The 23,284-nt window shown below is 66.9% G+C and carries 24 protein-coding genes; 15 read left to right on the top strand and 9 right to left on the bottom strand.

Annotated features, from left to right (window positions below; genetic code table 11):
- Positions 1-9: 9 nt before the first annotated feature.
- The gene (locus tag LSF15_RS18170) at positions 10-945 is read right to left on the bottom strand and encodes an alpha/beta fold hydrolase (protein WP_232499982.1); all 936 of its coding nucleotides are present in this window, start codon (positions 943-945) and stop codon (positions 10-12) included.
- A gap of 299 nt (positions 946-1,244) precedes the next feature.
- On the opposite strand from LSF15_RS18170, the gene LSF15_RS18165 reads away from it, so the two are divergent.
- Both LSF15_RS18165 and LSF15_RS18160 read left to right on the top strand, forming a co-directional pair.
- Entirely contained in the window at positions 1,245-2,222 is a 978-nt protein-coding gene (locus LSF15_RS18165) for an alpha/beta fold hydrolase (protein ID WP_232499981.1), read from the top strand.
- A gap of 370 nt (positions 2,223-2,592) precedes the next feature.
- Positions 2,593-2,973: an EthD domain-containing protein gene (locus LSF15_RS18160; protein ID WP_232499980.1), complete on the top strand. Its 381-nt coding sequence runs from the start codon at positions 2,593-2,595 to the stop codon at positions 2,971-2,973.
- Positions 2,974-3,045: 72 nt separating this feature from the next.
- Here LSF15_RS18160 and LSF15_RS18155 read toward each other — a convergent pair whose 3' ends face one another.
- Positions 3,046-3,657, bottom strand: coding sequence for a TetR/AcrR family transcriptional regulator (locus LSF15_RS18155; RefSeq protein ID WP_232499979.1), 612 nt, complete (start codon positions 3,655-3,657; stop codon positions 3,046-3,048).
- An 86-nt stretch (positions 3,658-3,743) separates the two neighbouring features.
- On the opposite strand from LSF15_RS18155, the gene LSF15_RS18150 reads away from it, so the two are divergent.
- The 5 genes from LSF15_RS18150 (at position 3,744) to LSF15_RS18130 (ending at position 7,753) form a co-directional block, all read left to right on the top strand.
- Positions 3,744-4,451, top strand: coding sequence for an SDR family NAD(P)-dependent oxidoreductase (locus LSF15_RS18150; RefSeq protein WP_232499978.1), 708 nt, complete (start codon positions 3,744-3,746; stop codon positions 4,449-4,451).
- Between the two features lie 61 nt (positions 4,452-4,512).
- Positions 4,513-4,905 (top strand): SgcJ/EcaC family oxidoreductase, encoded by a 393-nt coding sequence (locus LSF15_RS18145; protein WP_232499977.1) that lies wholly within the window; start codon positions 4,513-4,515, stop codon positions 4,903-4,905.
- Positions 4,906-5,003: 98 nt separating this feature from the next.
- A complete protein-coding gene (locus LSF15_RS18140) occupies positions 5,004-6,092 on the top strand; it encodes an alpha/beta fold hydrolase (protein WP_232499976.1) in 1,089 nt (362 codons plus the stop codon).
- Positions 6,093-6,145: 53 nt separating this feature from the next.
- The gene (locus LSF15_RS18135) at positions 6,146-6,643 is read left to right on the top strand and encodes a hypothetical protein (protein WP_232499975.1); all 498 of its coding nucleotides are present in this window, start codon (positions 6,146-6,148) and stop codon (positions 6,641-6,643) included.
- 18 nt (positions 6,644-6,661) lie between these two features.
- Complete coding sequence (locus tag LSF15_RS18130; protein ID WP_232499974.1) at positions 6,662-7,753, top strand: redoxin family protein; 1,092 nt, start codon at positions 6,662-6,664, stop codon at positions 7,751-7,753.
- A 175-nt stretch (positions 7,754-7,928) separates the two neighbouring features.
- Here the strand turns inward: LSF15_RS18130 and LSF15_RS18125 are convergent, their stop codons facing one another.
- On the bottom strand, positions 7,929-8,276 hold the full coding sequence (locus LSF15_RS18125; protein ID WP_232499973.1) for a MerR family transcriptional regulator: 348 nt from the start codon (positions 8,274-8,276) through the stop codon (positions 7,929-7,931).
- A gap of 65 nt (positions 8,277-8,341) precedes the next feature.
- Here LSF15_RS18125 and LSF15_RS18120 point away from each other — a divergent pair, with 65 nt between their 5' ends.
- Entirely contained in the window at positions 8,342-9,082 is a 741-nt protein-coding gene (locus LSF15_RS18120) for an SDR family oxidoreductase (RefSeq protein WP_232499972.1), read from the top strand.
- A 127-nt stretch (positions 9,083-9,209) separates the two neighbouring features.
- Here LSF15_RS18120 and LSF15_RS18935 read toward each other — a convergent pair whose 3' ends face one another.
- Together LSF15_RS18935 and LSF15_RS18115 are read right to left on the bottom strand one after the other, a co-directional pair.
- Entirely contained in the window at positions 9,210-9,335 is a 126-nt protein-coding gene (locus LSF15_RS18935; RefSeq protein WP_269756618.1) for a hypothetical protein, read from the bottom strand.
- A gap of 329 nt (positions 9,336-9,664) precedes the next feature.
- Complete coding sequence (locus tag LSF15_RS18115; RefSeq protein WP_232499971.1) at positions 9,665-10,534, bottom strand: type IV toxin-antitoxin system AbiEi family antitoxin domain-containing protein; 870 nt, start codon at positions 10,532-10,534, stop codon at positions 9,665-9,667.
- A gap of 257 nt (positions 10,535-10,791) precedes the next feature.
- Between LSF15_RS18115 and LSF15_RS18110 the strand changes: the two genes are divergently transcribed.
- The 3 genes from LSF15_RS18110 (at position 10,792) to LSF15_RS18100 (ending at position 13,338) form a co-directional block, all read left to right on the top strand.
- The gene (locus LSF15_RS18110) at positions 10,792-11,367 is read left to right on the top strand and encodes a flavin reductase family protein (RefSeq protein ID WP_232499970.1); all 576 of its coding nucleotides are present in this window, start codon (positions 10,792-10,794) and stop codon (positions 11,365-11,367) included.
- A gap of 2 nt (positions 11,368-11,369) precedes the next feature.
- Complete coding sequence (locus LSF15_RS18105) at positions 11,370-12,713, top strand: LLM class flavin-dependent oxidoreductase (RefSeq protein ID WP_232499969.1); 1,344 nt, start codon at positions 11,370-11,372, stop codon at positions 12,711-12,713.
- A 61-nt stretch (positions 12,714-12,774) separates the two neighbouring features.
- Positions 12,775-13,338, top strand: coding sequence for a TetR/AcrR family transcriptional regulator (locus tag LSF15_RS18100; protein ID WP_232499968.1), 564 nt, complete (start codon positions 12,775-12,777; stop codon positions 13,336-13,338).
- Between the two features lie 33 nt (positions 13,339-13,371).
- Here LSF15_RS18100 and LSF15_RS18095 read toward each other — a convergent pair whose 3' ends face one another.
- Positions 13,372-14,589, bottom strand: a complete 1,218-nt coding sequence (locus tag LSF15_RS18095) for a metal-dependent hydrolase family protein (RefSeq protein ID WP_232499967.1) — start codon at positions 14,587-14,589, stop codon at positions 13,372-13,374.
- Positions 14,590-14,775: 186 nt separating this feature from the next.
- On the opposite strand from LSF15_RS18095, the gene LSF15_RS18090 reads away from it, so the two are divergent.
- Entirely contained in the window at positions 14,776-16,011 is a 1,236-nt protein-coding gene (locus tag LSF15_RS18090) for a M24 family metallopeptidase (RefSeq protein WP_232499966.1), read from the top strand.
- Entirely contained in the window at positions 16,008-16,916 is a 909-nt protein-coding gene (locus LSF15_RS18085) for an alpha/beta fold hydrolase (protein ID WP_232499965.1), read from the top strand. The genes LSF15_RS18090 and LSF15_RS18085 overlap by 4 nt, the downstream gene beginning before the upstream one ends.
- Here LSF15_RS18085 and LSF15_RS18080 read toward each other — a convergent pair.
- Complete coding sequence (locus LSF15_RS18080; protein WP_232499964.1) at positions 16,882-18,066, bottom strand: PucR family transcriptional regulator; 1,185 nt, start codon at positions 18,064-18,066, stop codon at positions 16,882-16,884. The two genes, LSF15_RS18085 and LSF15_RS18080, sit on opposite strands and share 35 nt — an antisense overlap.
- Before the next feature lie 129 nt (positions 18,067-18,195).
- On the opposite strand from LSF15_RS18080, the gene LSF15_RS18075 reads away from it, so the two are divergent.
- Positions 18,196-19,650 carry a peptide MFS transporter gene (locus tag LSF15_RS18075; protein WP_232499963.1) on the top strand — a complete coding sequence of 485 codons (1,455 nt, stop codon included), beginning with the start codon at positions 18,196-18,198 and terminating at the stop codon, positions 19,648-19,650.
- Between the two features lie 63 nt (positions 19,651-19,713).
- Here the strand turns inward: LSF15_RS18075 and LSF15_RS18070 are convergent, their stop codons facing one another.
- Both LSF15_RS18070 and LSF15_RS18065 read right to left on the bottom strand, forming a co-directional pair.
- Positions 19,714-20,163: a hypothetical protein gene (locus LSF15_RS18070; protein WP_232499962.1), complete on the bottom strand. Its 450-nt coding sequence runs from the start codon at positions 20,161-20,163 to the stop codon at positions 19,714-19,716.
- A 456-nt stretch (positions 20,164-20,619) separates the two neighbouring features.
- A complete protein-coding gene (locus tag LSF15_RS18065) occupies positions 20,620-21,237 on the bottom strand; it encodes a hypothetical protein (RefSeq protein WP_232499961.1) in 618 nt (205 codons plus the stop codon).
- Between the two features lie 560 nt (positions 21,238-21,797).
- On the opposite strand from LSF15_RS18065, the gene LSF15_RS18060 reads away from it, so the two are divergent.
- Positions 21,798-22,316 carry a hypothetical protein gene (locus tag LSF15_RS18060; RefSeq protein WP_232499960.1) on the top strand — a complete coding sequence of 173 codons (519 nt, stop codon included), beginning with the start codon at positions 21,798-21,800 and terminating at the stop codon, positions 22,314-22,316.
- Positions 22,317-23,284 lie beyond the last annotated feature (968 nt).

The following is a 23,284-nucleotide window of genomic DNA, read 5'->3' as shown; positions in this document are numbered from 1 at the left end:
TCGCCTCGCTCAGTGGCGCGCGGTGAGGAAGGGGCCGAGCACGCCCAGCAGTTCCTCGGGCGCCTGCTCGGCGACCCAGTGTCCCGCGCCGGCGATGACGACACTCTGCACGTCGACCGCGGCGTGCTGCATCCCTTCGCCGACGTGTTCTGCCCAGCTGTCGGCGCCCCCGACGGCGAGAACGGGAATCTGCAACGGCCGGGTCGCACGCGTCTCGTTCTGTGCGAGAGTGACATCCCAGTCCCGGTAGATCCCCAAGCCGCCTCGCAGTGATCGTTCATCCGAGAAGTTCCCGATGTAATACCTGATTGCGTTCTCGGGCAGCGGCCTTCCGCCCTGGGTGGCGAACTCGTGGCCGAAGTAGATGTCCTCGCGACCTTGGATGAGCTGTTCCGCAACCATCCCAGCCCGGTTGAACGGGATGTGCCACACCTTGTCGTTGAGTGGTTTCGGAACGAACAGCGGTGGCGATGGCACCACCCCCGGAGGCCCCGGAATCTCGGCCACAACCAGCCGGCTCACGCGTTCGGGGTAATCCGCGGCCAGCGCGTAGCCGATGATCATGCCGGTGTCGTGACCGAACACGCTGAACCGTTCGTGGCCGAGCTCATCCATGAGCGCGACGAGGTCACCGGCCAGCGTCCCGGCGTCGTATCCGTCCTCGGGCTTCCCGGTCAGCCCGATGCCCCGCTGGTCGACGGCGATCACGCTATGGCTCTGCGCCAGGGTGGGCATCACGAGCCGCCACGCGTACCACGATTCCGGCCAGCCGTGCACGAGGAGAAGCGCGGGGCCGTTGCCGCCGACGACCACGTGCTGGCGCAGCCCGCCCGCTTCCACCATGCGACTACTGAACTTGTCGGCGAACCCTGCTGGGAGGTCCGGAGCCTGAGACACGGCGCCGCGGGCGTCCGGGACGGGGAACGGGCCGAAGTCCGCGTTCATGTGCTGTCCTCTCAACTGGGCGAGCTCTGCACGACGCATGCCCGCCACCTCAGGCTCGCGCACCGGCCACGACCTCGCACCAGTCACGATCACTGGTAGTCCCCAACCAGTCACCCCGGTTCTCGTGCGCACGAACAGCCCTGACGCCGGCGGCACCGTCTCGGCGGCCACCCGCGGTGCACGGGCCTTGGAGTACCCGGGACTTCGACGGGTGCGACGAGAACGCTGGTGCGACGAGGCTGTGCGGTACGACCGAGCGATGCAACCCATCCATTGATCCACCAACAATGGAATCCATCATGAACCCCTCCACCAACCTCGAGCGGCTCGCCATCGCCGATGGCCGCGGCTCCGTCACTGACGCGCCCAACCTCCCCGCCGGCTTCACCGACACCTTCGTCAGTCGCTATATCGACGCGAATGGCGTACGCCTGCATGCGGTCATCGGTGGCGAGGGACCCGCGCTCCTGCTCGTGCACGGCTGGCCCGAGAACTGGTACGCCTGGCGCCACCTGATGCCCGAACTCGCGAAGCGATTCACCGTGATCGCGGTGGACCAGCGCGGCGTCGGCCTCTCGGACAAGCCGGCGACGGGCTACGACACCGGCACCGTCGCGGCGGACCTGATCGCCCTCGTGGATGCGCTCGGCTTCGATCGGTTCGCCGTCGTCGGCCACGACACCGGATTCGCCGTCAGCTACGCGCTCGGCGCCGACCACCCCGACCGGGTCGCCCGCCTGGCGCTCGCCGAGATCCCTGGCGCTCCCGGCACCACCCCGCCCCCGCCCCTGTTCGTACCGTCGCAGGTGAACGACAAGCTGTGGCACATTCCGTTCAACCGGGCAGTAGGTCTTCCCGAGCAGCTCATCGCCGGTCGCGAGGACGTCTACTTCGGCTATGAGTTCGCCGTCCAGGGCGGCGGCGTCGCCCAAGAGGTCATCGACTACTACATCGGCCTCGTCTCCGACCCGGAGTCGCTGACCGGTAGCCTCGGCTTCTACCGGGCGTTCGACGAGACCGTCGCCCAGAACCAGGAGCGAGCCGCCCGAAAGCTGCAGGCGCCGGTGCTGGCCATCGGCGGCGAACGCAGCTACGGCGAGCACGTCGCCGAGGCGACGAGCGTCGTCGCCGAGGACGTCGAAGGCGTCGTCATCTTCGGCGCCGGCCACTGGGTCGCGGAGGAGGCTCCCGAGCAGATGCTCGAGGCCTTGAACCGATTCCTCGCGCCGTACGCCGCCGAGGCGAGCAACGTCGCACACGTGGCATCCGTTCGCTGAGCCGTTCACTACACACCGTGCCGCGGAGCCTCGTCGCTCCCGGCACGGTGTCGGCCTTGTCTGCCAAGGATTGGGCTGAAACGGTCCACCGCTTCAGCGCTCTGGGTCGCAGCGCTCATCGACTGGTGCCACACGAGAGTCCGCACCGAACATGGCACCCGAATCAGTGCACGGTCCCGGGTCTCTCCCAGGTGCGATACGGGCGAACGCCGCGGCACGCTGGGAGCAGCGGGATCGAGAGAACCCGCCGGTGACCTTGGAGGCCGATCATGACCATCACAGCTCAGACCAAGACGACGCCCGGGGCTGGCGACTGCGACTGGATCTCTGCCGTCGGTGGCATCACCCACATCACGAATCGAGAAGAACAATGGACGAGGTCAAGCTGTCACTGATCATCGAGGTTCCCGCTCGGCCTGTGGAGTTCGAAAGCGCCTTCCCGGCACTGCTCGATCTCGCCGGCACGATGCCAGGGCTGCTCCGTATCGAAACCGCGCGAATCTTTCCATGCAGGGACGGATCGCCTTCTCCAGTCCATCGCACCCTCGATCTGTACTTCGACTCCTATCGAACCGCGTCACGCGCCACCGACACACCCCTGGCGAAGACCTTCTTCGACGGCCTGACCGGCGCCGGCGGAAGATTCACTCGGCTGCTTGGTCACGTGGAAACCCATGCAACTGCCTGCGCCGTGCCAAGCGGGATGCAGTGGCCGGCGCGAGAAGCCGCGCTTGCCGGTCAAGCGGCGTGACCGAGGCGGAGGCCGAGTCCGGCCGAGGACACGGCCCGACGAGCATGGGCCATCGGCGTTACTCGGCAGCGATCATGCAGCAGACCGCCCGTTCTCGAGGCCCAGCAGCCGCATGCTGTTCTGCCACAGCTGGTCGAGCTGTCCCGGGTCGTTGAACAGCTTCGCGAAGAGCACCATGCCCTCGATCTGGGCGACGATGGCCTTCGCGGCCTCGCGCGGTGCCGTCACGCTGCCCGGGCCGGCCTCGCCTGCGGCACGGATCGCGTCTTCGACGATGTCGATCTGCTCTTCGAAGATCTCCTGGAGACGAGCCCGAACCGGGTCGTCCTGGGCGCTCACCTCGAGTGCCAGATTCCCGAAGAGGCATCCCACCACTCGGCCGGTGCCGTCGACCGCCTGCCGCTGCACTTCCCTCGTCGAGATGAAGAGCGCGCGCAGGCGATCAGGAAGCGAGTCCGGTGCAGTGAGGATGCGCAGCCATTCGGCGCGCTGCCGCTCCCAGTGCCGGTTCACGACCGCGAGCGCCAGGTCCAGCTTCGATGGGTAGAAGTAGTAGAAGCTCCCCTTCGGGACACCCGCCTCAGCACTGATCTCGGCGACGCCGATCGCGGCGTATGAACGCTGGCCGAAGAGCTTCGCACCCGCCTCGAGGATTCGATCCCCTGCATCTGATTTCCGTCCCATGGTTGCAATTATACGACCGGTCGACTATAACTGTCTACATCGGTAGTTGACCGATCATCTAGTAATTGCAAAGGACACAGCAGCACATGGAAACACGCAAGGTCGCCGTCATCACCGGCGGATCACAGGGAATCGGAGCCGGTCTGGTCGAGGCATACCGGCGCCACGGATACGCCGTCGTCGCGAACTCGCGCAATATCGCGGCATCCGACGACGCTCTCATCCGCAACGTTCAGGGCGACATCTCGGATCCCTCCGTCGCGAGCACGGTCATCCAGACCGCCGTCGACACGTTCGGGCGGGTCGACACCCTCGTCAACAACGCAGGCGTCTTCATCGCCAAGCCGTTCCTCGACTACACGCACGACGACTACGACAACGCCCTACGAGTGAACCTCGGCGGGTTCTTCCACATCACCCAGCAGGCGGTTGCGCAGATGTCGGCACAAGGCACCGGGCATGTCGTGAACGTGACGACCACTCTGGTGGAGAACGCCAACTCCAGCGTGCCCTCGGCACTCGCCTCGCTCACCAAGGGCGGGCTCGCGGCCGTCGTCAAATCGTTGGCCATCGAGTACGCCGCTCGCGGCATCCGCTTCAACGCAGTGTCCCCCGGCATCATCAAGACGCCACTGCACGCCGTCGAGGCGCACCCGACTTACGCCGCGCTGCACCCGGTCGGTCGCATGGGCAACATCGACGATGTCGTACACGGTGTGCTCTACCTCGAGCAAGCGCCGTTCGTCACCGGAGAGTTCCTGCACGTCGACGGCGGCCAGAGCGCCGGGAACTGACACCTCGGCGGGGTGGTGCACGACACCACCCCGCCGCCAACTCCGAAGAAAGCAGCACAGCATGTCAATCATCGACACGACCGAGCAGAGCCGGCTCGCTACCAGGGTTCTCCGGGTTTGGGCCGACGGCATCCGCGCGCACGAGCCCAACGAAGTGGCGTCCGTCTTCACCGAGGATGCGGTCTTCCAAGGGTTCGACCCGACCCACACCGTCGGCCGCGCGGGAATCGCGGCCTACTACGACAAGCAACCCGTCGGCCTTCGCGCCGCCTTCCACATCGCCGAACAGCGGCAGATCGCCGCGGACGCTCTTCTGGTCTATGCGCGCGTCGACTTCAGTCCGCCCGACGCCGCGGTGATCCCGGTTCACCTCACCGCCGTACTCCGGCGGAGCGCTGAGGCGTGGCTCATCAGCCACTACCACGTCTCGAAGATCGAGCGGCCGAGCGGCTAGGGAGCGGACCAGTGATTCTCCCGGGCGCGAGGATCGTACCCGTTCGACAGGCTGCAGGTGTGGCCGGGCGCGCCGGTCTCATCCGGAAGGAGTCAGCTATGTCCACTCAATCACCCACGGGCAGTTCGCCCACCGACCACGAGTCGGCCTCGGCCGGCTCCCGTGGCATCTCGCGGCGCGGGCTCGTCGTCGGCGTCGCAGCCGCAACGGGTATTGCCATTGTCGCCGGCGCCGAGCCGGCCGCAGCAGCAGCCGGCAGCGCGCGCGAAGGCACGGCGGCGGATGCGCCCAACTTGCCTCGCGGGTTCACCGACGTTTTCAAGGACCAGTACGTACAGGCGAACGGCATCCGTCAGCACATCGTCGTCGGCGGTGACGGACCCCCGCTGCTGCTCGTGCACGGTTGGCCCGAGAACTGGTACGCGTGGCGATTCATGATGCCTGCGCTCGCGCAGCAGTACACCGTGATCGCAGTCGACCAGCGGGGCATCGGACTGACCGACAAGCCGGCCGGCGGCTATGACGCCGGCACGCTCGCGACCGACCTCGCCGCACTCATGGAGGCGCTGGGGTACTCGAAGTACGCGGTCGTCGGGCACGACACCGGCTACGTGATCAGCTACGCCCTGGCCTGCGACTACCGCGACCAGGTCGCCCAAGTGGCCCTCTTGGAGATTCCCGGCCCTCCCGGCGTCGGCGACTATCCCCTCGGACCGCCGTACTTCGTTTCGGAGGCCGACAACAACAAGCTCTGGCACATCGCCTTCAACCGGGTCAACGACGACCTCATCGTCGACATGGTGAAGAGCAATGCGGACAAGTACTACCAGTACGAGTTCGCGGTTCAAGGCGGCGGAACGACCCTGCCGCGAGAGACCATCCGCTACTACGTCAGCCTGTACACCAGGAACCGGGACACCCTGCGGGCGAGTTTCGGGCTCTACCGAGCCTGGGAGACCACGCTGAACCAGAACATGGCGCGCGCGAGTATCCCGCTCACCATCCCGGTCCTCGGAATCGGCGGCGAGAACAGCTACGGCCCTGTGCCGGCCGCGGCCCTCGAGAAGGCAGCCACGGACTTGCACTCGGCCATCATCTCGGGCGTCGGGCACTGGCTCGCCGAGCAAGCCCCCGACCAGATGGTCCAGGTACTCAGCGACTTCTTCGCCCCGTACCGAGCCGAATGAAGTGCAACGAGCCGCCACGCACGGACCGTGCGACGACAAGGAAGGAACAGGCAATGGGTCTGCTCGACCGCATTCTCGGCCGAAAGGCTGAACTGGAAACCGAGGCCGTCACGGCTGACGTCCCGATCGGCGACGCCAGAGCCATCGACCGCTACGAGCGCATGCTGCGCACCGCACCACGGGAGGTCATCGAACGAGCGCACGTGGAAGCCTTCGAACAGCTCACTCCAGCCCAGCTCGACGTCCTCTTCGAACGCTTCTCCGCGACCGCCGCAGCCGATGACGAACGCCCTTCCGACGCCCGACCGGCAAGCCTCGCCCGTTCGGCCGCCCAGGCTGAACACCACCGACCAGGCGCCATCACCCGGACGCTCGAGGACACGCAGACGCGAGCGGGGACGAACGCGTTGGTGGGCGCATCGATTCTCGACGCGGTCGTTTGGTACTCGATCGCATCGGTCGCATGGAGCACCTGGAGCGTTCCTGATGACGCATCCGCAGCCTCGTCGGACGCGTTCGACGCAGGTGGCTTCTACGATCTCGGCTTCTGACGAACTGGGGGCAGGGTCATGACCACCGAAGACAACACCGAAGACAACACCGACGATGCGGTCGGCGCCGACACCACAATCAACCGCGGTCGTGATCGGCGCTTCCGGTGGGTCGCCCATCGACCGGCGGGCGACCCGCCGAGGCTGCCGTTCGAAGGGCGACTCGGGTCCTTCTCCGGAGCGACCGCGTGGCTGAACTCCGACCCACTCACCCCGCAAGCGCTTCGCGGCCGGGTCGTTCTGGTCGACTTCTGGACGTTCACGTGCGTCAACTGGCTGCGCACGCTCCCCTATGTTCGCGCCTGGGCAACCAAGTACGCCGACCTCGGCCTCTCCGTGGTGGGCGTGCACACCCCCGAGTTCAGCTTTGAAAGCGACATCCGAAACGTGGCCGCTCAGATCCAGAAGCTCGGAATCGACTATCCAGTCGCGGTCGATGACAATTACGACGTCTGGCACGAGTTCGCGAATCACTACTGGCCCGCGATCTACCTCGCCGACACCCGCGGCCGCATCCGCTACCACCACTTCGGCGAAGGTGAGTACGCCACAACGGAGATGGCGATCCAGCAGCTCCTGTACGACGTCGGCGCAGGGAGTGTGCACTCCGAACTGGTCGTCGCCGAACCGCACGGACTCGAGGTCGCCGCCGATTGGCAGACACTGCGCTCACCCGAGACATACCTCGGGTACCGCCAGAGCAGCGGCTTCGCCTCCGAGCATCGCGCTTCGCCCGACCGGCCTCACATGTATGCCGGGACGCCCTCCGCCCTGAACTCATGGGACCTCACCGGTGACTGGACCTTCGGCCCAGAAGCCGTTCGCCTGAATCAGCCGGGCGGCCGCATTTCGATGCGCTTCCATGCCCGCGACCTCAACCTCGTCATGGCCCCCGGCCGTTCGGCCCAGCCGATCCAGTTCAAGGTCAGACTCGATGGGCTCGAAATCGCCACAGCCCACGGCACGGACGTCGACGACCGCGGCCAGGGGATACTTGCCGAGCAGAACACATACCAGCTCATTCGACAGACCGGACCAATCACTGACCGTCTGTTCGAGATCGAATTCTTCGAGGCGGGCGCTTCCGCCTTCTGCATCACGTTCGGCTGAGCCCGCCGCGCACGTCTCACCGTCCTGGCCTGCGATCGAGTCATCCATTCGCGGTGCTCTCGCGTCTGCTGGATGGCGCCCGCTGCTCCCGCTTCGTCGACTTCAACCTGGCGCGCGAGGTCTGGTCGATGCCAGCGACGCACAGCCGACTTCACACGCTCGCCCGACTCGACGATCAGCCCGCGCGATCGGATGCGGCGACGATGAGCTCCTCGAGACGCCCCCGGGCCCCCATCAGCTCTGCGATGCGCGCATCGATCCGCACGCGCTCCTCGGCAAGCATCGCCCGCTGCTGCGCGTTCGTGGTGCCGTTGTCGAAGCACGACAGCATGTCGGCGATCCGCCGGCTGGATAAGCCCGCGGCATACATCGACTGGAAGAAGCGGACCCGTTCGACGGCAGTGTCGGGATAGTCACGCTGGCCCCCAGGGGTGCGCTCGCTCTCCAGCAACCCTTGCTCCTCGTAGTACCGGAGCGCACGAACGCTCACTCCGGCGCGCGAAGCCAGTTCGCCGATTCTCATCATCTCTTCCTCAGTATCACCATGGACTTGCATCTGACGTTAGCGTCAGGTCTTACAGTACACGGATGAACACAAACATCGACTCTTCCTCACCCCTCGCCGGCTCTGTCGCTCTCGTGACCGGCGCGAACCGTGGCCTTGGCCGGCACCTGGTCACGCAACTTCTGGAGCGCGGGGCTGCGAAGGTGTACGCCGGGGTCCGCTCGCCCGTCGACTACGACCTGCCGGGTGTGGTCCCCATCCTGCTGGACGTGACGGACCCCCGACAGATCGAGGCCGCCGCATCCGCAGCATCCGACGTGACCCTTCTGATCAACAATGCCGGCATCAGTCGTCCGGGTTCGCTTCTCGAGAGCCCCATCTCCGACCTCGAGGCGGAGATGGACACGAACCACGGGAGCATCCTGCGCATGGTGCGGGCGTTCGCGCCGGCCCTGGCCGCGGCCGAGGGTGGCACGATCGTCAACGTCCTGTCGGCACAGTCGTGGTTCGCATACCCGGGCACGAACGGCTATCACGCCAGCAAAGCGGCCGCCTGGGCACTGACGAACGGCTTTCGCCTCGAGTTGGCCGGTCAGGGGACGCGCGTGGTCGCTGTGCACGCCGGCGCATTCGACACGGATTTCTCTGCGGGGTACGACGGACCGAAGGAGAACCCGGCCGACATCGCTCGCGCACTCCTCGACGGCGTCGAGCACGGCGACATCGAGGTTCTGGCCGACGACTGGACGCGGTGGGTGAAGTCGTTCCTCGACAATGACCCGTCGGATCTGTACGAGCGACTCGAGCTCGACATCGCGCGTTGAGACCGTGCCGCACTTGCGGTACGTTCCGGACGCCCGGCCGGAGGTGCACACACGCCTACGCCCGGAGCGTTCTGTACCGCGATTCGCGACATGCTACAGAATGGGATTGGCCTCGGTTCCCGTCTCGTCAAGCCTTACCCGGCGCGGCCGCGCCGCCCGGGGGCAGCACACCGCGGTTGCGAGCCTTCGTGATCGGGTCGCCCGGACGCCACGGCAGGTAGATCACGCCGGTGACGCGGACCCCCTCGGGCACGGCGAAAAGCTGGCGCAGGACAGCCTCACCGGCCACCTCCCGGAATCACCCGTTGACTCGAGAAACCCCCCGGTTACCCGGGGGTTTTCGTCTGTGGCTCCGACCGGCATCCATCCGGTGACCTTTCGATTTTCAGTGAGCCTGGGCGGTTTTCGCTCAGTTCTTATGGGGATGATATCGCGCTGATCAGGGATTCTTCCGAATGGTCTCAGTTGGTTTCAGATCGTTTTCGTGCATTTAATGGCACATTAATGGCACAGAATCTCGCTCCAGGTGGCGGGGTCGCCTGCGTCGACCGGGGCATCTTGGGCTAGTCTGTCGCTCGGTCTTCACGGACGTTCTTCCTTCTTCGCCGGTTGCGTCGACAGGGCAAGTGAGACCCAGTCAACCGCGTGCAGTTGCGTCGTCAGTCGCGTATGCGAGCCTGACGATGCGGTCGCTGCAGCGACGCCGCTCGTGGTCTCGATCATCGGGAGGTTCTCGAGGTACTGGGCTGCGATGAGGCCGCCGAGTTCGGGGATCGACGCGATCTGCTTCGCGATGCTGTTCTGGTCGATGCCTGCGACACGCATGAGTTCCTCGAGCAGCGCATCACCATCACCCCTGCGGTGGCCGTTGCGATCAGCGAGCGGGCACAGGAGTTCGGTGAGTCGGTCCACGTCCAGACGGGACTGCCAGGCCGCATCGCGAAGTGCATTGCCCACGATGCTGAGGTCGTTGCGATCCTCGACCAGGTCGGCGATCGTGCGTTCGCGCGTGGTCGTGGGGAGGCCTTCCCGCACCGTGACGTCCTGCTCAGGCAGTGCACGAGTTCGGTACCGGATGTCTGCTCGCTGGGTCTGCTTGCGGGTCGGGGTTGTGAACTCGCTCTTCATCGCTCGCAGGTCTCCGATGCCGTGGAGACGAGCTGCGGATTCGCCGGAAACGACGGCGCTCCCCGGGTGTTCGCTGAGGCGCTCGTATGCAAGCTTCGCGGGGTCGGTCGCCAGCCACGCCGCGCGCAGGTCTTCGTACTGCCCGCCCGGTGCGCCGGCATCCCTGTAGACCCCGTGCGATAGGCGGACCAGGTCACCGGACTCAGCCAGTCGCGTGATGTTCATGTGGCTGACGCCGCGCGCGCTGGCCTGTGCGGAGGTGACCATGCCCCACTGGGACGCGGACACCTCCGCCAGTGCTCGGAGCGCGTCGCGCGACTTCATGCTTGGATTCTAACGTTCGTACGAGAGTTTCCAAGCCTGTAGTCGGGGGTTTGATGCTATTCCGGGTGAAGACCGCCCGCGTGGCCTCTCGCATCGTGCGCGGTGATCAGGGCGAGACCTGCTCCGGTGCGTACCCCGTCGTTGATGCGACGCGCAGAGTCTGCGACGAAGCACCGCACCGGTGAGACGCTCATACACAGACGCCCAACCCGCAAACCCGGCTTCCGAATTAATGTAACGTGCGCTACATTAACCACATGAGGGAGCAGAGAGAGGGAGCCGACATGGTGCACACGGCCGAGCGGCCAGCCGCCGCGAACCCGCGATTCTTCCGCGACGTGCTCGCGCACAACCCCACGGGGGTCGCGCTCGTCACGGCGATGCAACCGGATGGAACGCCCGTCGGCATGATCGTCGGCACGTTCGTCTCTGTGTCACTCGATCCACCCCTCGTCGCCTTCCTGCCCGGCAAGAGTTCGACGTCGTGGCCCAAGATCCGCGAGGCCGGCTCGTTCGCCGTCAACGTGCTCTCGTCGGAGCAGTCGGGCCTCTGCCGCTCCTTCTCCAAGGCGAGCGCCCAGGACAAGTTCGCGGGTATCGAGTGGAGCCGTTCGGAGCGCGGCAACCCCATCCTCGATGGATGCGTCGCGTGGGTCGACTGCACCGTTACGACGACGCACGAGGCGGGAGACCACGAGATCGTCGTCGGGCTCGTGCACGACCTGGCCATCGAGCGGCCCGCCGCGCCGCTCGTGTTCTTCAGGGGCGGGTTCGGCGAGTACGCCGACGTCGCCGCGGCATCCGCAACGACAGTAGAGAGGAAGGCCGGTTGAACATGGCCAGCAGCAACGACCGGAGGATGGTGCTCGGCGCGGTCCTTTCGCCCACGAGCACCAACATCGCCGGATGGCGCCACCCGAACGCCGTCTCGAACGCGGGCGTCAGCCTCAAGGACATGACGCGATTCGCGGAAGAGGCCGAGAAGGCCAAGTTCGACTTCGTCTTTCTCGCCGACGAGCTGTGCGCCCCCGACGCCTCGCCCGGCATCCTGAGCCGCGACCCCGTCATCTACCGCTTCGAGCCCCTCACGCTGACGGCGGCGCTCGCCGCGGGCACCGAGCGCATCGGCCTCATCGTCACGCAGACGACCACCTACAACGAGCCCTACCACGTGGCCCGCAAGCTCGCGTCGATCGACAACCTGAGCGAGGGTCGCGCGGGGTGGAACCTCGTGACCTCTTACGTCACCGCCGAGGCCGCGAACTTCAGCACCGCGAAGCACGCCTCCAACGTCGACCGCTACGCGCGCGCCGAAGAATTCTTCGAGGTCACGCGCGGCCTGTGGGACAGCTGGGACGACGACGCCTTCGTGCTCGACAAGGCCGAAGGCCGATACTTCGACCCCGCCGGCCTCCACGTGCTCGACCACGAGGGCGATTCATTCAGCGTGCGCGGCCCCCTCAACGTCGTGCGACCCGTTCAGGGGCGGCCCGTGCAGGTGCAAGCGGGGTCCTCGCCCGCGGGCATTGCGCTCGCCGCCAAGTACGCCGAGGTCGTATTCACCGCGCAGACGACGCTCGAGAACGCGCTCGCCTTCACCACCGAGCTGCGCGAGCGCACGGTCGAGGCGGGACGCCCGGCGGGAGACATCCGGGTGCTCGCCGGCACGATGCCCATAGTCGGCGAGACCATGGCCGAGGCGCAGGCGAAGGCCGACGAGCTCGGCGCCCTCATCCACCCCGAGGTCGGGCTCGCGCGACTCTCGCAACTGCTCGGGTTCGACGTGTCGGGCATGCCGCTCGACTCCTACCTGCCCGACGAGATCCCCGAGACCGAGGCCTACAAGAGCCGGCAGGCGCTCATCGTCGACCTCGCGCGCCGCGAGCACCTCACGATCGGCGAGCTCTACCCACGCGTCGTCGGCTCCTACGGGCACCGCACCGTCATCGGCACGCCCGAGCTCATCGCCGACGAGCTCCAGGCGTGGTTCGAGGCGGGGGCGGTCGACGGGTACATCATCGCTCCGGCCTTCCTGCCGGATGGCCTCGACGACTTCTCCCGCCTGGTCATCCCCGAGCTCCGCCGTCGCGGGCTCTTCCGCGACGAGTACGAGGGCCGCACCCTCCGCGACCACCTCCGCCTCGCGTGGCCCGCTCGAGGGGCGGGCTGGGACGAGTAGCCGCACCGCCCTCGCCGCTAGGCTCGGTGGAGCATCCGTCAGTCGAGTGGAGGGAGCGCGCGTGCCACGACCCTTCGCCCCCGAACGCCGCGAGGAAGTGCTCGACCAGGCCGTCGCGTTCCTCGCCGAGAACGGCCTCGCCAACTTCTCGACGCGAAAGCTCGCGACCGCGATCGGCGCGAGCACGAACGTCATCTTCTACCAGTTCGGCTCGAAGGAGAACCTCATCGCGGCCGCCCTCGAGCGCGCGCGCAGCGAGAACTTGCGCGTGCTGGAGGGGTTCCGGACCGCGACGCCGGATGCCTCGGTAGCCGACGCCTTCGAGGGGATCTGGGTGTGGTGGATGGAGGAGCCATCGCGGCTCACCTATTCGCGGCTCAACATGGAGGCCATGACGACGGGCGTCGGCGACGACGCCGCGCGCACCGACCTCATCGACTACTGGGTCGACTACTTCGGCGGATGGCTCGTGCGCGACGGCCACAGCGAGGCACGTGCCCCGCAGCTTGCGACGCTGCTGCTCGCGACCCTCAGCGGACTCACGATCGACCTCATCGCCACGGGGGATCGAGCGCGCCTCGACGCATCCGTCGCCGACTTCGCCGCCTACCTGCGCGCGACCTGACCGCGCCCGGTCTGCTGCGGCGCAGCGCGACGCCTACGCGACGACCGCGCCGCCCTTGACGACGAGGTCGACGTTCTGGAAGACGCGCACGTCGTCGGCGTCGCGCACACCTTTGATCGCGATGAAGTCGGCGTAGCGCCCTGGCTCGAGGGCGCCGACGTCCTCGGTGCCGATCGCGTCGGCCGCGTTGAGGGTCGCCGTGCGCAGGATCTCGATGCCCGGCATGCCCGCCTCCGCGAAGTCGACCATCTGCATGGCGTTCGCACCGTGCGGGAAGATGATCGCGTCGGTGCCGTAGGCGAGCTTGACGCCCCGACGCACGGCCGTGCGCAGCGCCTCCATAGAGATGTCGAGCCCCTCGTGCACCTTGCGCCGCACCTCGGCGGGGAAGTCGGATGCACCGTGGCTCTCGACCCACTTGATGACGAAGGTCGTTGGGACGTAGAAGGTGTCGCGCTCGACGAGCAAGTCGAAGATCTCGTCGCCCTCGATGTACGAGCCGTGATCGAGGGTGCGCACGCCCGCGCGCACGGCGCGCACTGCGCCGAGCACCCCGTGGGCGTGGGCCGCGACGTGCTTTCCGTAGAGCGCCGCCTCCTCGACCGCGGCCCGGATCTCGGCCTCGCTGAACTCGGGCGCTCCCGGTACGGTGCCTGCGGCGAAGCCGGCGCCTGTCGCGATTATCTTGATGAGGTCGGCACCGCCGTGAATGAGCGTGCGCACGGCTCTGCGCACCTCGTCGACCGAGTCGGCGACACCGATGCGGAAGTCGCGGGGGAGCGGGATGTCGCCCACGAGGTCGGTGATCTCGCCGCCGCCCGTCGAGCTCGTGACGTACCCGCCCGTCGTGAACATGCGGGGGCCCGGCACGATGCCATCGTCGATCGCGTCGCGCAGGTCGCAATCGATGAAGGCGCGGAACGTGCCGAGGTCGCGAACGGTCGTGAAGCCCGAGCGCAGCGTCGCGGCGGCGTTGCGCACTCCCTGGAGCGCCGCCCACGACGCCGACTTCGTGATGAAGGGCGCGTAGCTGCCGTGGTCGAGACTCCCGATGAGATGCGTATGCAGGTCGATGAGGCCAGGGGCGACCAGGTGGTCGCGCAGGTCGACATAGTCATCGGGGCGCTGGGCCCGCCCCCACGGCTCTACCGCGACGATCCGGTCCCCATCGACGACGATCGCCTGATCGTCGAGCAGTTGCAGGTTGCGCACATCCGCGAGGGTTCCTGCACGGTAGGTGGTGGTCGACATCGTTGGCCGGTCCTTTCGTCGAGCGGTACAGGTCAGTCTTTCCAAGGTCGACCCGAAGAGATTTGGACAATTGTTGGATTCGGCGTGCCTTTGCTCTAAACAACCGCGCAAGGCACCTCGCCAGCGTGCGGCGAAGAATCGAACGGAGGCGCCGAACGGGCGCCGACTCCGACGAAAGCGACACCCATGACGCATCCATCGCTCAATGCCGAGCTCACCCGCGCGAACTCCATCGTCTCCCCCGTCGAGCTCGCGTTCGACGCCGCCGAGTACGACCGCCGGCTCGGCGTGCTGCGCGAGGCCATGCGCGCCGCGGGCGTCGACGTCGCCGTCATCACGGCCCCCGACACCATGGCCTGGCTGCACGGCTACCGCACGCGCTGGTACCGGCAGCACACCTCGACCTCGCTGCCGCCCGCGCAGTGCACGGTCGTGCACGCGAACGATGACGTCTACTTCATGATCGAAGCGGGCTACCACCTCGACGTCGTCGCTGCGAACTCGGTTGTGCCCGAGATCCGTCCCCTCCCCTCGTCCTTCGAGGAGGAGGTGACGCTCGCCGAGTACGTCGCCTTCCTCGAGCACGAGTTCCGCCGCGAGGGGTGGGAGGGGGCGACCGTCGGCATCGAGCGCTGGTCGTGCATCCCGAGCCCCGCCGTCGCCAACGTCGTCGAGGGCATGCTCGAGAGCATCGGCTGCAAAATCGTCGACACGACGATCCCGTTCCGCTCCGCGCGATCCAAGAAGTCGGCGGCCGAGGTCGAGAAGATCGAGCTCGCGCAGCGGGCGTGCGACGCGGGCATCCTCGCCCTGCAGGCAGGTGCGACGCGCGAGATGACGGAGCTCGAGGGATGGGCGCTCTACACGTCGGGCATGGTCGCCGCGGGCGGCGAGCCCGCAGCACTGCACGAGACCGTCGCAACGGGCACGTCGCTCTCGGGGCTGCATCGCTTGAGCGGGCGCACGCCGCTCGGCGCGAGCTACCTCTTCCACCCGGATGCCGCGGCGGCATACGACGGCTACCACGCTCGCGCGACGCGGCCCCTCGTCTTCGGAACCGCGCCCGCGGAGGATGTCTCGAACGCGGCCGTGCAGGCCGAGTCGTTCGAGGTCTTCGCCGAGCACGCCGTGCCCGGCACGCCATGGCGGCACGTCCAGGAGAAGCTCCGCGAGCACTATCGGAGCGCTGGTCTCGAGCCCGCGGGCGCCGGCTACGAGCTCGGTGTCACGGTCGCACCGGCCGACTGGGTGGGCGAGTTCTCATGGTCGATCGACACCAAGACGGACGCCGTCATCGAAGCCGGAATGGTCATGAACTATGAGACGTGGAGCACCGTCGTGATCGTCGACACCTTCGTGTTCGAGGAGACCGGCCCACGATTCCTCTCCTCCCTCCCGCGCACCGTCCTGGAAGTCGCGTGAGCGCCGTTCCGCGGACCGCCGCGCCGTGGACCGCAGAGCGATTCGTCGCCGACGGGCACGGCGGGCCGCTCCGCATCCGTCAGTGGGGGCCGGATGACGCGCCCGCGGTCGTCTTCCACCACGGCACGCCGAGCACTGGGGCCGCGATCCCTGGCGGGTGGGCCGCGCCGGGCGAGCTCGGCATCCGCGTCATCAGCTACGACCGACCGGGCTACGGCGGATCGACCGCGCGAGCCGGGTACGCCATCGCCGACGGTGCGGAGTGGGCACGGCGCGCGGCCGACGCGTTCGGCGTCGACGCGTTTGCGACCATGGGCACGTCGGGCGGGGGGCCGTTCGCGGCCGCGACCGCAGCGCTCGCTCCCGATCGGGTCACGCGGCTCTGCATCTGCGTGGGCATCGGCCCCGCCCAGGCGCCGGGCTTCGACTCGAGGGCGGGCATGCTCGCCGAGACGGTCGAGGAGATCGACGCGGCGTCGCGCGGCGAGGCAGAGCTGCGCGCCTTCATCGATCGGCTCGGCCGCGGCGAGGGCGACCTGAGCGCGTGGATGTCGCAGCTCCCGGCGCGCGATCGCGCGATCCTGGGCGACGCGGCCGTGCAGCACGAGGAGGCGGTCGAGCACGAGGAGTGGACGACCGCGGGCGTCGAGGGCTGGGTGAACGACGACCTCGCGATCTTCGAGCGCCCGTGGGGGTTCGATCTCTCGTCGATCGCGGTGCCGACCCTGCTCGCCTACGGCGCGGCCGACGTGCTCGTGCCGCTCTCGCACGGCGTCGCCTACGAGTCGATCATCCCCGGCGCGCGACTGTCGATCGTGCCGGATGCCGGCCACTGGCTGCGCCCCGAGGAGCGCGACCTGCTGGTCTGGCTCACGCGCGACGACGGAGCTGGATCCACGCGCTGAGGGCGAACCGCGTATCGCCGTCGTCAAGGTCGATGCCGTACGCGTCGGCGAGCCCGCGGAGCCGGTAGTAGACGGTGCCGCGGTGCACGTTGAGCCGAGCAGCGATCTCGGCAACGCTCCCGCCCGAGTCGAAGTACGTCTCGAGCAGCTCGAGCACGTCGGCAGGCGCCGTCTCGAGAGCCGCGAAGACGGGTGGCAGGAGATGGGGCGCGGGGGCCGAGAGCATCGCGCTGATGGCGGCCGGCATCGCGGCATCCTCCCAGTGCGTCGCGGTCTGGCCCGTACGCCGGGCAAGGCCGGCCGCGACGCTCGCCTGGTCGAAGGAGCGCCACACGTCGGCGAGGGCGGGTACGGCGCTGCCGACGCCCACGCTCGCGGCGTCTGCGAGCCCCGGGTCTTTGAGTTCGCGCAGGATGTTGCGGCAGATGGTGTCGAGCGAGTCCCGCGGGGGACGATTGCGGTAGCCGACGATGATGATCGTGTCGGGCGTCGACGGAGCGAAGGTGTACGAGTCGATCGTGGGCGCGGCCATCGCGCGCCAGAGCGCGTCGAACACCGTGCGCCGCGGCGACGGGCCCGACCACGCCGTCCACTGCACGGGCAGGTCGAGGGCGAGCGCGACGAACCAGTTCGACCGGTTGAACATGCCGAGGTCCTTGAGCTCTTGAGCCGCCGCCTCGCGCGTCGGCTGGTCGTAGGCGAGGAGCGTGATCGTCTGCGACTCCACTTCGGCGTTGACCGAGCTGATCGACTCGAACATGTTGTGCAGCATGTGCTCGAGAGTCTCGACGGCGTCGGCGATCGCGTAACAGTCCGGCGGGAGGAGGGGTGCGGTGGCCGTGATCCAAAGGTAGCCGAGCACCTCGACGCGGGAGCGGATGGGCACGCAGACGCGCGGGTTGACGAACCCCGACTCCGGATGCGGCGCGACCATCGTGGGGCCGTGGTGCATGTTGAGCCGGAGCGAGCCGAGGTGCTCGCGCTGGCGCGCATCCGGCTCGCGATTGATGAGCGTGCTGAGGCGCGCGGCGTCGACGTCGCCGTAGTGGGGGCTGGAGGCCAGGAGGTGGAATGCGGCGTCGTCGAGAACGACCGATCGGCCGACGGCAATCGAGAGGCGATCGATCGTCTCTTGCAGGGCATCAAACATGTCGACTGGCCAAACGTTCGAACGGACGCCCTGATCTTATGACATGTGTTCAGAGTTTTGCTTGCTCCCCTGCACTTGAGTTGTCCCGAACGCATCCCCCATCGTCGTGATAAACACATTGGAGTGACCATGGCCGTGACCGACACAGGCGTCGAAGCCCCGCAGCAGCCGCACCGGACGATCCTCGGCCTGCCGGTCAAGGTGTGGCCCGTCTCGATCATCGGGGTATTCGAGAGCTTCGCCTTCTGGGGCACCCAGACGGTCCTCGTGTTCTACGTCTACTTCGCGGTCGGCGACGGAGGCCTCGGGCTGCCGACGAGCCTCGCGATCGCGGTGTCGTCGGCATACGGCGGCAGCGTCTTCCTCGCGACGGTCTTCACGGGCTGGGTCGCCGACCGTCTCCTCGGCGCCGAGCGCACTCTCCGGCTCGGAGCCGTCGTCGCCTTCGTGGGCTACGCGCTCCTCGCGGTGCTCCCGGGCGCACCGGGCCTCGTCACGGGACTCGTGGGGATCGCGTTCGGCACGGCCGCGATGTGGGTGAGCGAGGGGACTCTCGTCGACGCCGCGGTCGCCGACGACGAGCCGAAGCGGGATGCCGCGTTCACGGTCTATTACCTCGCGACCGCGACGGGCGCGCTCCTCGGCATCACCCTCTCGGGCGTCTTCCAGTCGACGGTCGGCTTCCGCATCGGCTTCGGCATCACGGCCGTCGCGCTGCTGATCGGCCTTTGCATCTACCTGCCGTTCCGCAAAGGCATCGCAGCGATCGCGCCGGCACCGAGCGGGAGCGCCGCACGATCCACGGCCCTCGTCGTCGGGATCGTCGTCGCGATCGTGCTCGCGCTCGTGGGCGCGACCGTCATCGGCGTCAACCCCGCGCTCATCGTGCTCGTGCCGAGCGCCATCCTCGCGCTCGTCTTCTTCACGCGCTTCTTCGTGAGCTCGCGCGTGAGCCACGAGGAGCGAGCCGGCGTCCGCCGCTACCTGCCGTTCTTCGTCGCGACTCTCATTTTCTGTGCCCTCTACCAGCAGCTCTACACGACAGTCGCGATCTACTCCGAGGAGAACACCGACCGCTTCCTCTTTGGCCTCGAACTCCCGGCCTCTACGATCCTCGGCATCGCGCCCCTCTGCACGATCGTCGTCGCGCCCATCCTCGCGATCATCTGGGGCGGCCTCGGCGACCGCCAGCCGGCGTTGAGCCTCAAATACGCGGGCGCGTTCGCGTGCTGCGCGATCGGCCTCGGGCTCCTCGCCGCGGCATCCGGCTCGTCTTCGCTCACCCCGCTCATCGTGCTCGCGACCGTCGTCTTCATCTTCGGTGCGTCAGACATGGTCGTCTCGCCCGCGGGCATCTCGATGGCCACGTCGGTGGCACCCAAGAGCTTCCAGGCGCAGACGCTCTCGCTCCACTACCTCGCGGTCGCGATCGGGATCGCGGGTGCGGGCATGGTCGGCGAGCTCTACCGCCCGGGTGAGAACGAGACCGGATACTTTTGGGCCCTCTCGGCCACCGCCCTCACGGTCGCGGTCTTCATGGTCATCGTTCGCGTCATGAGCCGCAGGAGCGCGGTCGCCCGCTAGGATCCGCCACCGGACGTCCGCTGAGGACCGGCTTGCGGGCGAGTCTTGGCGCACGAGAGGTATTTACCGCCGCGACGGCAATCCACCCGATCTCGGGAACTCCCGACTCGCCGGCATCCAGAGGAGCACCATCGACCCAAGTGCCAGCAGGCACCCGATGTAGCCCCACGGGTCCCCTTGAGTCGTGAGGAGGATCAGCGTGACCAGGAGGAAGATCGACCAGTACGCGGCACCGACTGACCCCCGTAGAGCGGCGCGAGCAATCCACAGTGGAACACCCACAGCCAGCAAGACGCCGCCCGCGGACACACAGAGCAACACAACGGTTGACGTGTCGAGCCCCCGGCCGAGCAAGCGTGCGATCGTGAAAGCGGCGATGATGCAGTTCACCAAAGCGGCCGCCACGAGGGCCACTGCCGCGACGGTGACCGCCTTCGGTCGTCTTCCGTCGATCTTGAATGCGACTCCCGCAACCACGGCGCGATGACGTTCACCCTCATGTCCGATCTTCACTAGACCGCCAAGAGTATCCGGACGCGTGTGCCTAGGGCATCGTGCCGAATCTCTCAGCGGGGGCTTCGACAGTTCCGTGGTCTCTGCCGGTCGAACTAGCTCGGCTCGGTGTCCAGCGCCGCGAGCACTGCGATTACCTCGACGACGAGGTGGTCTGCTATCGACTCGGGGTATCCGTGAAGCTCATGGATCGCCTTCGAGGCAAGCTGCACACGCGCGCGATACATCGCTTAAAAGTGTCGACGGCGGGAGACGTCGGTCCTCGCTGCGTTGATGCTCTCCTCAGTGAGGCGCCCCCGCAGGGATTCGAGAGCGGCATTCAGCGCATCTTCGTTCTCGCGCCATGTCGACGGGGGCTGCGGGATCCCACCTAGTTGAACTCCGGCCTTCATTGCTTCCGTCGCATTTGCATAGCGTTCCTCTGGCATGGCTTCTCTCCTATCTCGAGCCCACGACCTACTCCCGCCCCCTATCGAGGCGGTCCCCTGGTGCCACCCATGACTTGTCCGGCGGAGTGATAGCAACCTGCACACGGGTCTCGCGGAGCGCATCCGCGTCGACGGTCTGCACGGGCACATTCTGCTTGGACTCCCAGTCGTCTTGTGCGAGTTGGCCGGTCATCATGAGCACCTCCAGCGCGCCCCCGTACGCGAACGCAAGGAAGGCTCCGCCGGGCATGAGCGCGAGCGCGCCGAGCCCGAAGTAGAACAGGAGCCGGATCCACGTGCGGCCGCGTTCGGTGAGCGGGTTGACCGTGAACGCGATGCGCACCGAGCCGGGGCCGACCCAGATGACGTCGTAGACCACGTCGGGCATGTCAAGGATGGCGGCGGCCACCTCGGGGATCTCGAGCTCGAAGTCCCGGTACAGCACGGCGAGCTGCGCGGCGTCGAGTGCGAGTTGGAGGGCCTGCTGTACGGCCACGATCTCGCGCAGCCGTTGAGCCTTAATCTGCACCTCGACGACGTAAACACCGTTCGGGTCTGAGGGCTCCAAGTACGGGATAGTGTCCCAGAGTGGCTCGATGGCCCGTGCCAGCCTGGCTGCATCGGCGGCGTACTCCAGCGAGGTCATGGGCGGAACGTTATCGCAGGAATGCGGCCGAATGGCTCACCCAGTGGGCGTGGTGAGGCCGAAGTCGTGTGATGCGTAAGGGCTCTTCTGCCTTCCGGATTGGATAGCTCGGTGGAAGGGAACATCGTCCGGTCCGTCGTTCCGGCCCAACGTCTTTGGAACTGACCGATGTGGCTCTCCACCACTCCCGCGTGCGGCCGCATCCTTCATGCACTCGTAGAGCATCGCTGGCAGCGCCCCGCTGAGCTCAACGAACATCCGCGAATCTCCGACCTCTTCGCCTACGATCTGCGGCGTCTCTTTTCCACATCTCCATGACCGCCTTCGTAGGGCTGGCGAGCGGCTGGGTTTCCAGGTGCCGAAGGAGATTGACTGCCATCCCCGACCGGGCCACTTCTACGATGAGATCGCCGTCCACGTGAAGGATCGTTTTCCAACATCCGGTGAGTAACGGGACTTGAACCCGCAACCTTCGACCCGCTCGCGGACCCATAAATCGCTCACCGCCCGACCGCAAGTAGCGTGGTCACCAAAGCTTGGAATGGACGGAAGAGGGCAGTATGACGTTCGACAACGAAGACGCGGTGGCCAGGGCGCTCGAAGTGGCTTCCCTTCGCGACCTGAGCAAGGAAAAGCGGGTCGAGCTCGCCGCGATGCTGCCCGATATACCCGAGCCGCTCCGGTTCCGGCTCTACGACATTGTCCCCGACTTCCGGGCGACCGAACTCGCGGCCGTCGACGCGTACGAGCGGACGTACGCGGCTGGCCTAGACGCCGACGACAAGAACCAGGAGCGCCTTCACGCGTCCCTCGGACGTACGCGCGACATCATCGAAGGCAAGCTCGCTCGCGACGGCCTGAGCGAGGAGTACGAGCGCTATCTCATCGAGTCGCTCAAAGAAGCCGACCAGCTCGAAGCGGAGAAGGACACGGAGAACAAGGCGTTCATCTCGAACCAGGCGCGGGAAACGCGCAGGGGCATGCTGCTCCTTCAGCTCGGCGTTCCGATCGTCACGGCTATCGTGGTCGTCGGCGCCGAGGCGATCCTCGGTCGCGGAGTTCCTCGCAGCACCCGCTGACCTTTACAGTCGGGAGATATCGCCCGCTGCCATCGTTCTACGCTCGGCCTCGCGCTACGTGATCGGCGGCGCTGCGTCGTGGTCAGCGCTCTCCAGTGTTCGAGGAGTGCAGCGCGAAGTTGATTCGGAGACCACGCACCGATCCACACCAGCTGCGAGAACGTATACATCTCTCGCCGAGACCTTGTCCACGCCGAATCTCGGCGCTGTAGAGGGCTAGAGCTAGGGCAACGATGTCCGCCCCCAGAAATACGAGTGAGCCCATCGGCGATCCGAAGCCCGCCTGGATGAGCGCGATAACTGCGACGAACAGGAGGAAGAGGAGCGACAGAAATGGCAGGAGCCGAAACCGAGGGGTACGTGCTTGCGCGGTGAGGACGACCGAAGCATAGCCCAGCGACGCCCATCACAACGTCGTCATGGTGTCCTATCCTTACGCACTTCGCGCCGCCAGTGGGGCGAGAGGCGTCACGGACCACAGCCGCGCGAGCGGCTGGTATCGCTGGGGGATGGTGATTTGCGTCGCGGCAGTCATCTCAGCTGCTCGACGACGAGGAGAGTCTCCTGACGAACGCGAGCTCGGCGCGGCTGGGCCCGATGTCAATCCCAGTGGCATCTGGCCAATGGGGTGACGCGGAGGCGGGGGGTGCGAGTTCTCCGTGTAGATCACCGGAGTTGTGGAGCCAGCTGAAGCCGACGAGGTCAGCGGGGCGTTTGTTCGTGTCCTTGCGGTCTGGGTTTTCGGCACTGCACCAATCGCCGCTCAAATCAGCCGAGCCCTGGCACCCTGACATGTCATGGGTGACAAGAAAATGTCACTCGACTGCGGCATTGACGCACGTTATCTTCACCATATGCGGCGTTCACGACGGTGACGTCCCGCTGTGTGGTGGAGTTTCTCGACACCGTGCGGGATCAGCTGTTTGTGATTATGCCGCAGCGAGTTCGGGGATCGCGACCTCCTCTGC

Source organism: Agromyces humatus, assembly GCF_021228295.1.
GTDB lineage: Bacteria > Actinomycetota > Actinomycetes > Actinomycetales > Microbacteriaceae > Agromyces > Agromyces humatus.
This window is presented reverse-complemented; position numbering and strand designations above follow the sequence as displayed.

Coding starts and splice junctions, on each gene's coding strand:
- LSF15_RS18170 (WP_232499982.1), bottom strand. CDS start 945: ATGAACGCGGACTTCGGCCCGTTCCCCGTCCCGGACGCCCGCGGCGCC.
- LSF15_RS18090 (WP_232499966.1), top strand. CDS start 14,776: ATGACGCATCCATCGCTCAATGCCGAGCTCACCCGCGCGAACTCCATC.
- LSF15_RS18145 (WP_232499977.1), top strand. CDS start 4,513: ATGTCAATCATCGACACGACCGAGCAGAGCCGGCTCGCTACCAGGGTT.
- LSF15_RS18160 (WP_232499980.1), top strand. CDS start 2,593: ATGGACGAGGTCAAGCTGTCACTGATCATCGAGGTTCCCGCTCGGCCT.
- LSF15_RS18115 (WP_232499971.1), bottom strand. CDS start 10,534: ATGAAGTCGCGCGACGCGCTCCGAGCACTGGCGGAGGTGTCCGCGTCC.
- LSF15_RS18165 (WP_232499981.1), top strand. CDS start 1,245: ATGAACCCCTCCACCAACCTCGAGCGGCTCGCCATCGCCGATGGCCGC.
- LSF15_RS18130 (WP_232499974.1), top strand. CDS start 6,662: ATGACCACCGAAGACAACACCGAAGACAACACCGACGATGCGGTCGGC.
- LSF15_RS18095 (WP_232499967.1), bottom strand. CDS start 14,589: ATGTCGACCACCACCTACCGTGCAGGAACCCTCGCGGATGTGCGCAAC.
- LSF15_RS18135 (WP_232499975.1), top strand. CDS start 6,146: ATGGGTCTGCTCGACCGCATTCTCGGCCGAAAGGCTGAACTGGAAACC.
- LSF15_RS18065 (WP_232499961.1), bottom strand. CDS start 21,237: ATGACCTCGCTGGAGTACGCCGCCGATGCAGCCAGGCTGGCACGGGCC.
- LSF15_RS18105 (WP_232499969.1), top strand. CDS start 11,370: ATGGCCAGCAGCAACGACCGGAGGATGGTGCTCGGCGCGGTCCTTTCG.
- LSF15_RS18125 (WP_232499973.1), bottom strand. CDS start 8,276: ATGAGAATCGGCGAACTGGCTTCGCGCGCCGGAGTGAGCGTTCGTGCG.
- LSF15_RS18150 (WP_232499978.1), top strand. CDS start 3,744: ATGGAAACACGCAAGGTCGCCGTCATCACCGGCGGATCACAGGGAATC.
- LSF15_RS18080 (WP_232499964.1), bottom strand. CDS start 18,066: ATGTTTGATGCCCTGCAAGAGACGATCGATCGCCTCTCGATTGCCGTC.
- LSF15_RS18060 (WP_232499960.1), top strand. CDS start 21,798: ATGACGTTCGACAACGAAGACGCGGTGGCCAGGGCGCTCGAAGTGGCT.
- LSF15_RS18120 (WP_232499972.1), top strand. CDS start 8,342: ATGAACACAAACATCGACTCTTCCTCACCCCTCGCCGGCTCTGTCGCT.
- LSF15_RS18140 (WP_232499976.1), top strand. CDS start 5,004: ATGTCCACTCAATCACCCACGGGCAGTTCGCCCACCGACCACGAGTCG.
- LSF15_RS18155 (WP_232499979.1), bottom strand. CDS start 3,657: ATGGGACGGAAATCAGATGCAGGGGATCGAATCCTCGAGGCGGGTGCG.
- LSF15_RS18075 (WP_232499963.1), top strand. CDS start 18,196: ATGGCCGTGACCGACACAGGCGTCGAAGCCCCGCAGCAGCCGCACCGG.
- LSF15_RS18110 (WP_232499970.1), top strand. CDS start 10,792: ATGAGGGAGCAGAGAGAGGGAGCCGACATGGTGCACACGGCCGAGCGG.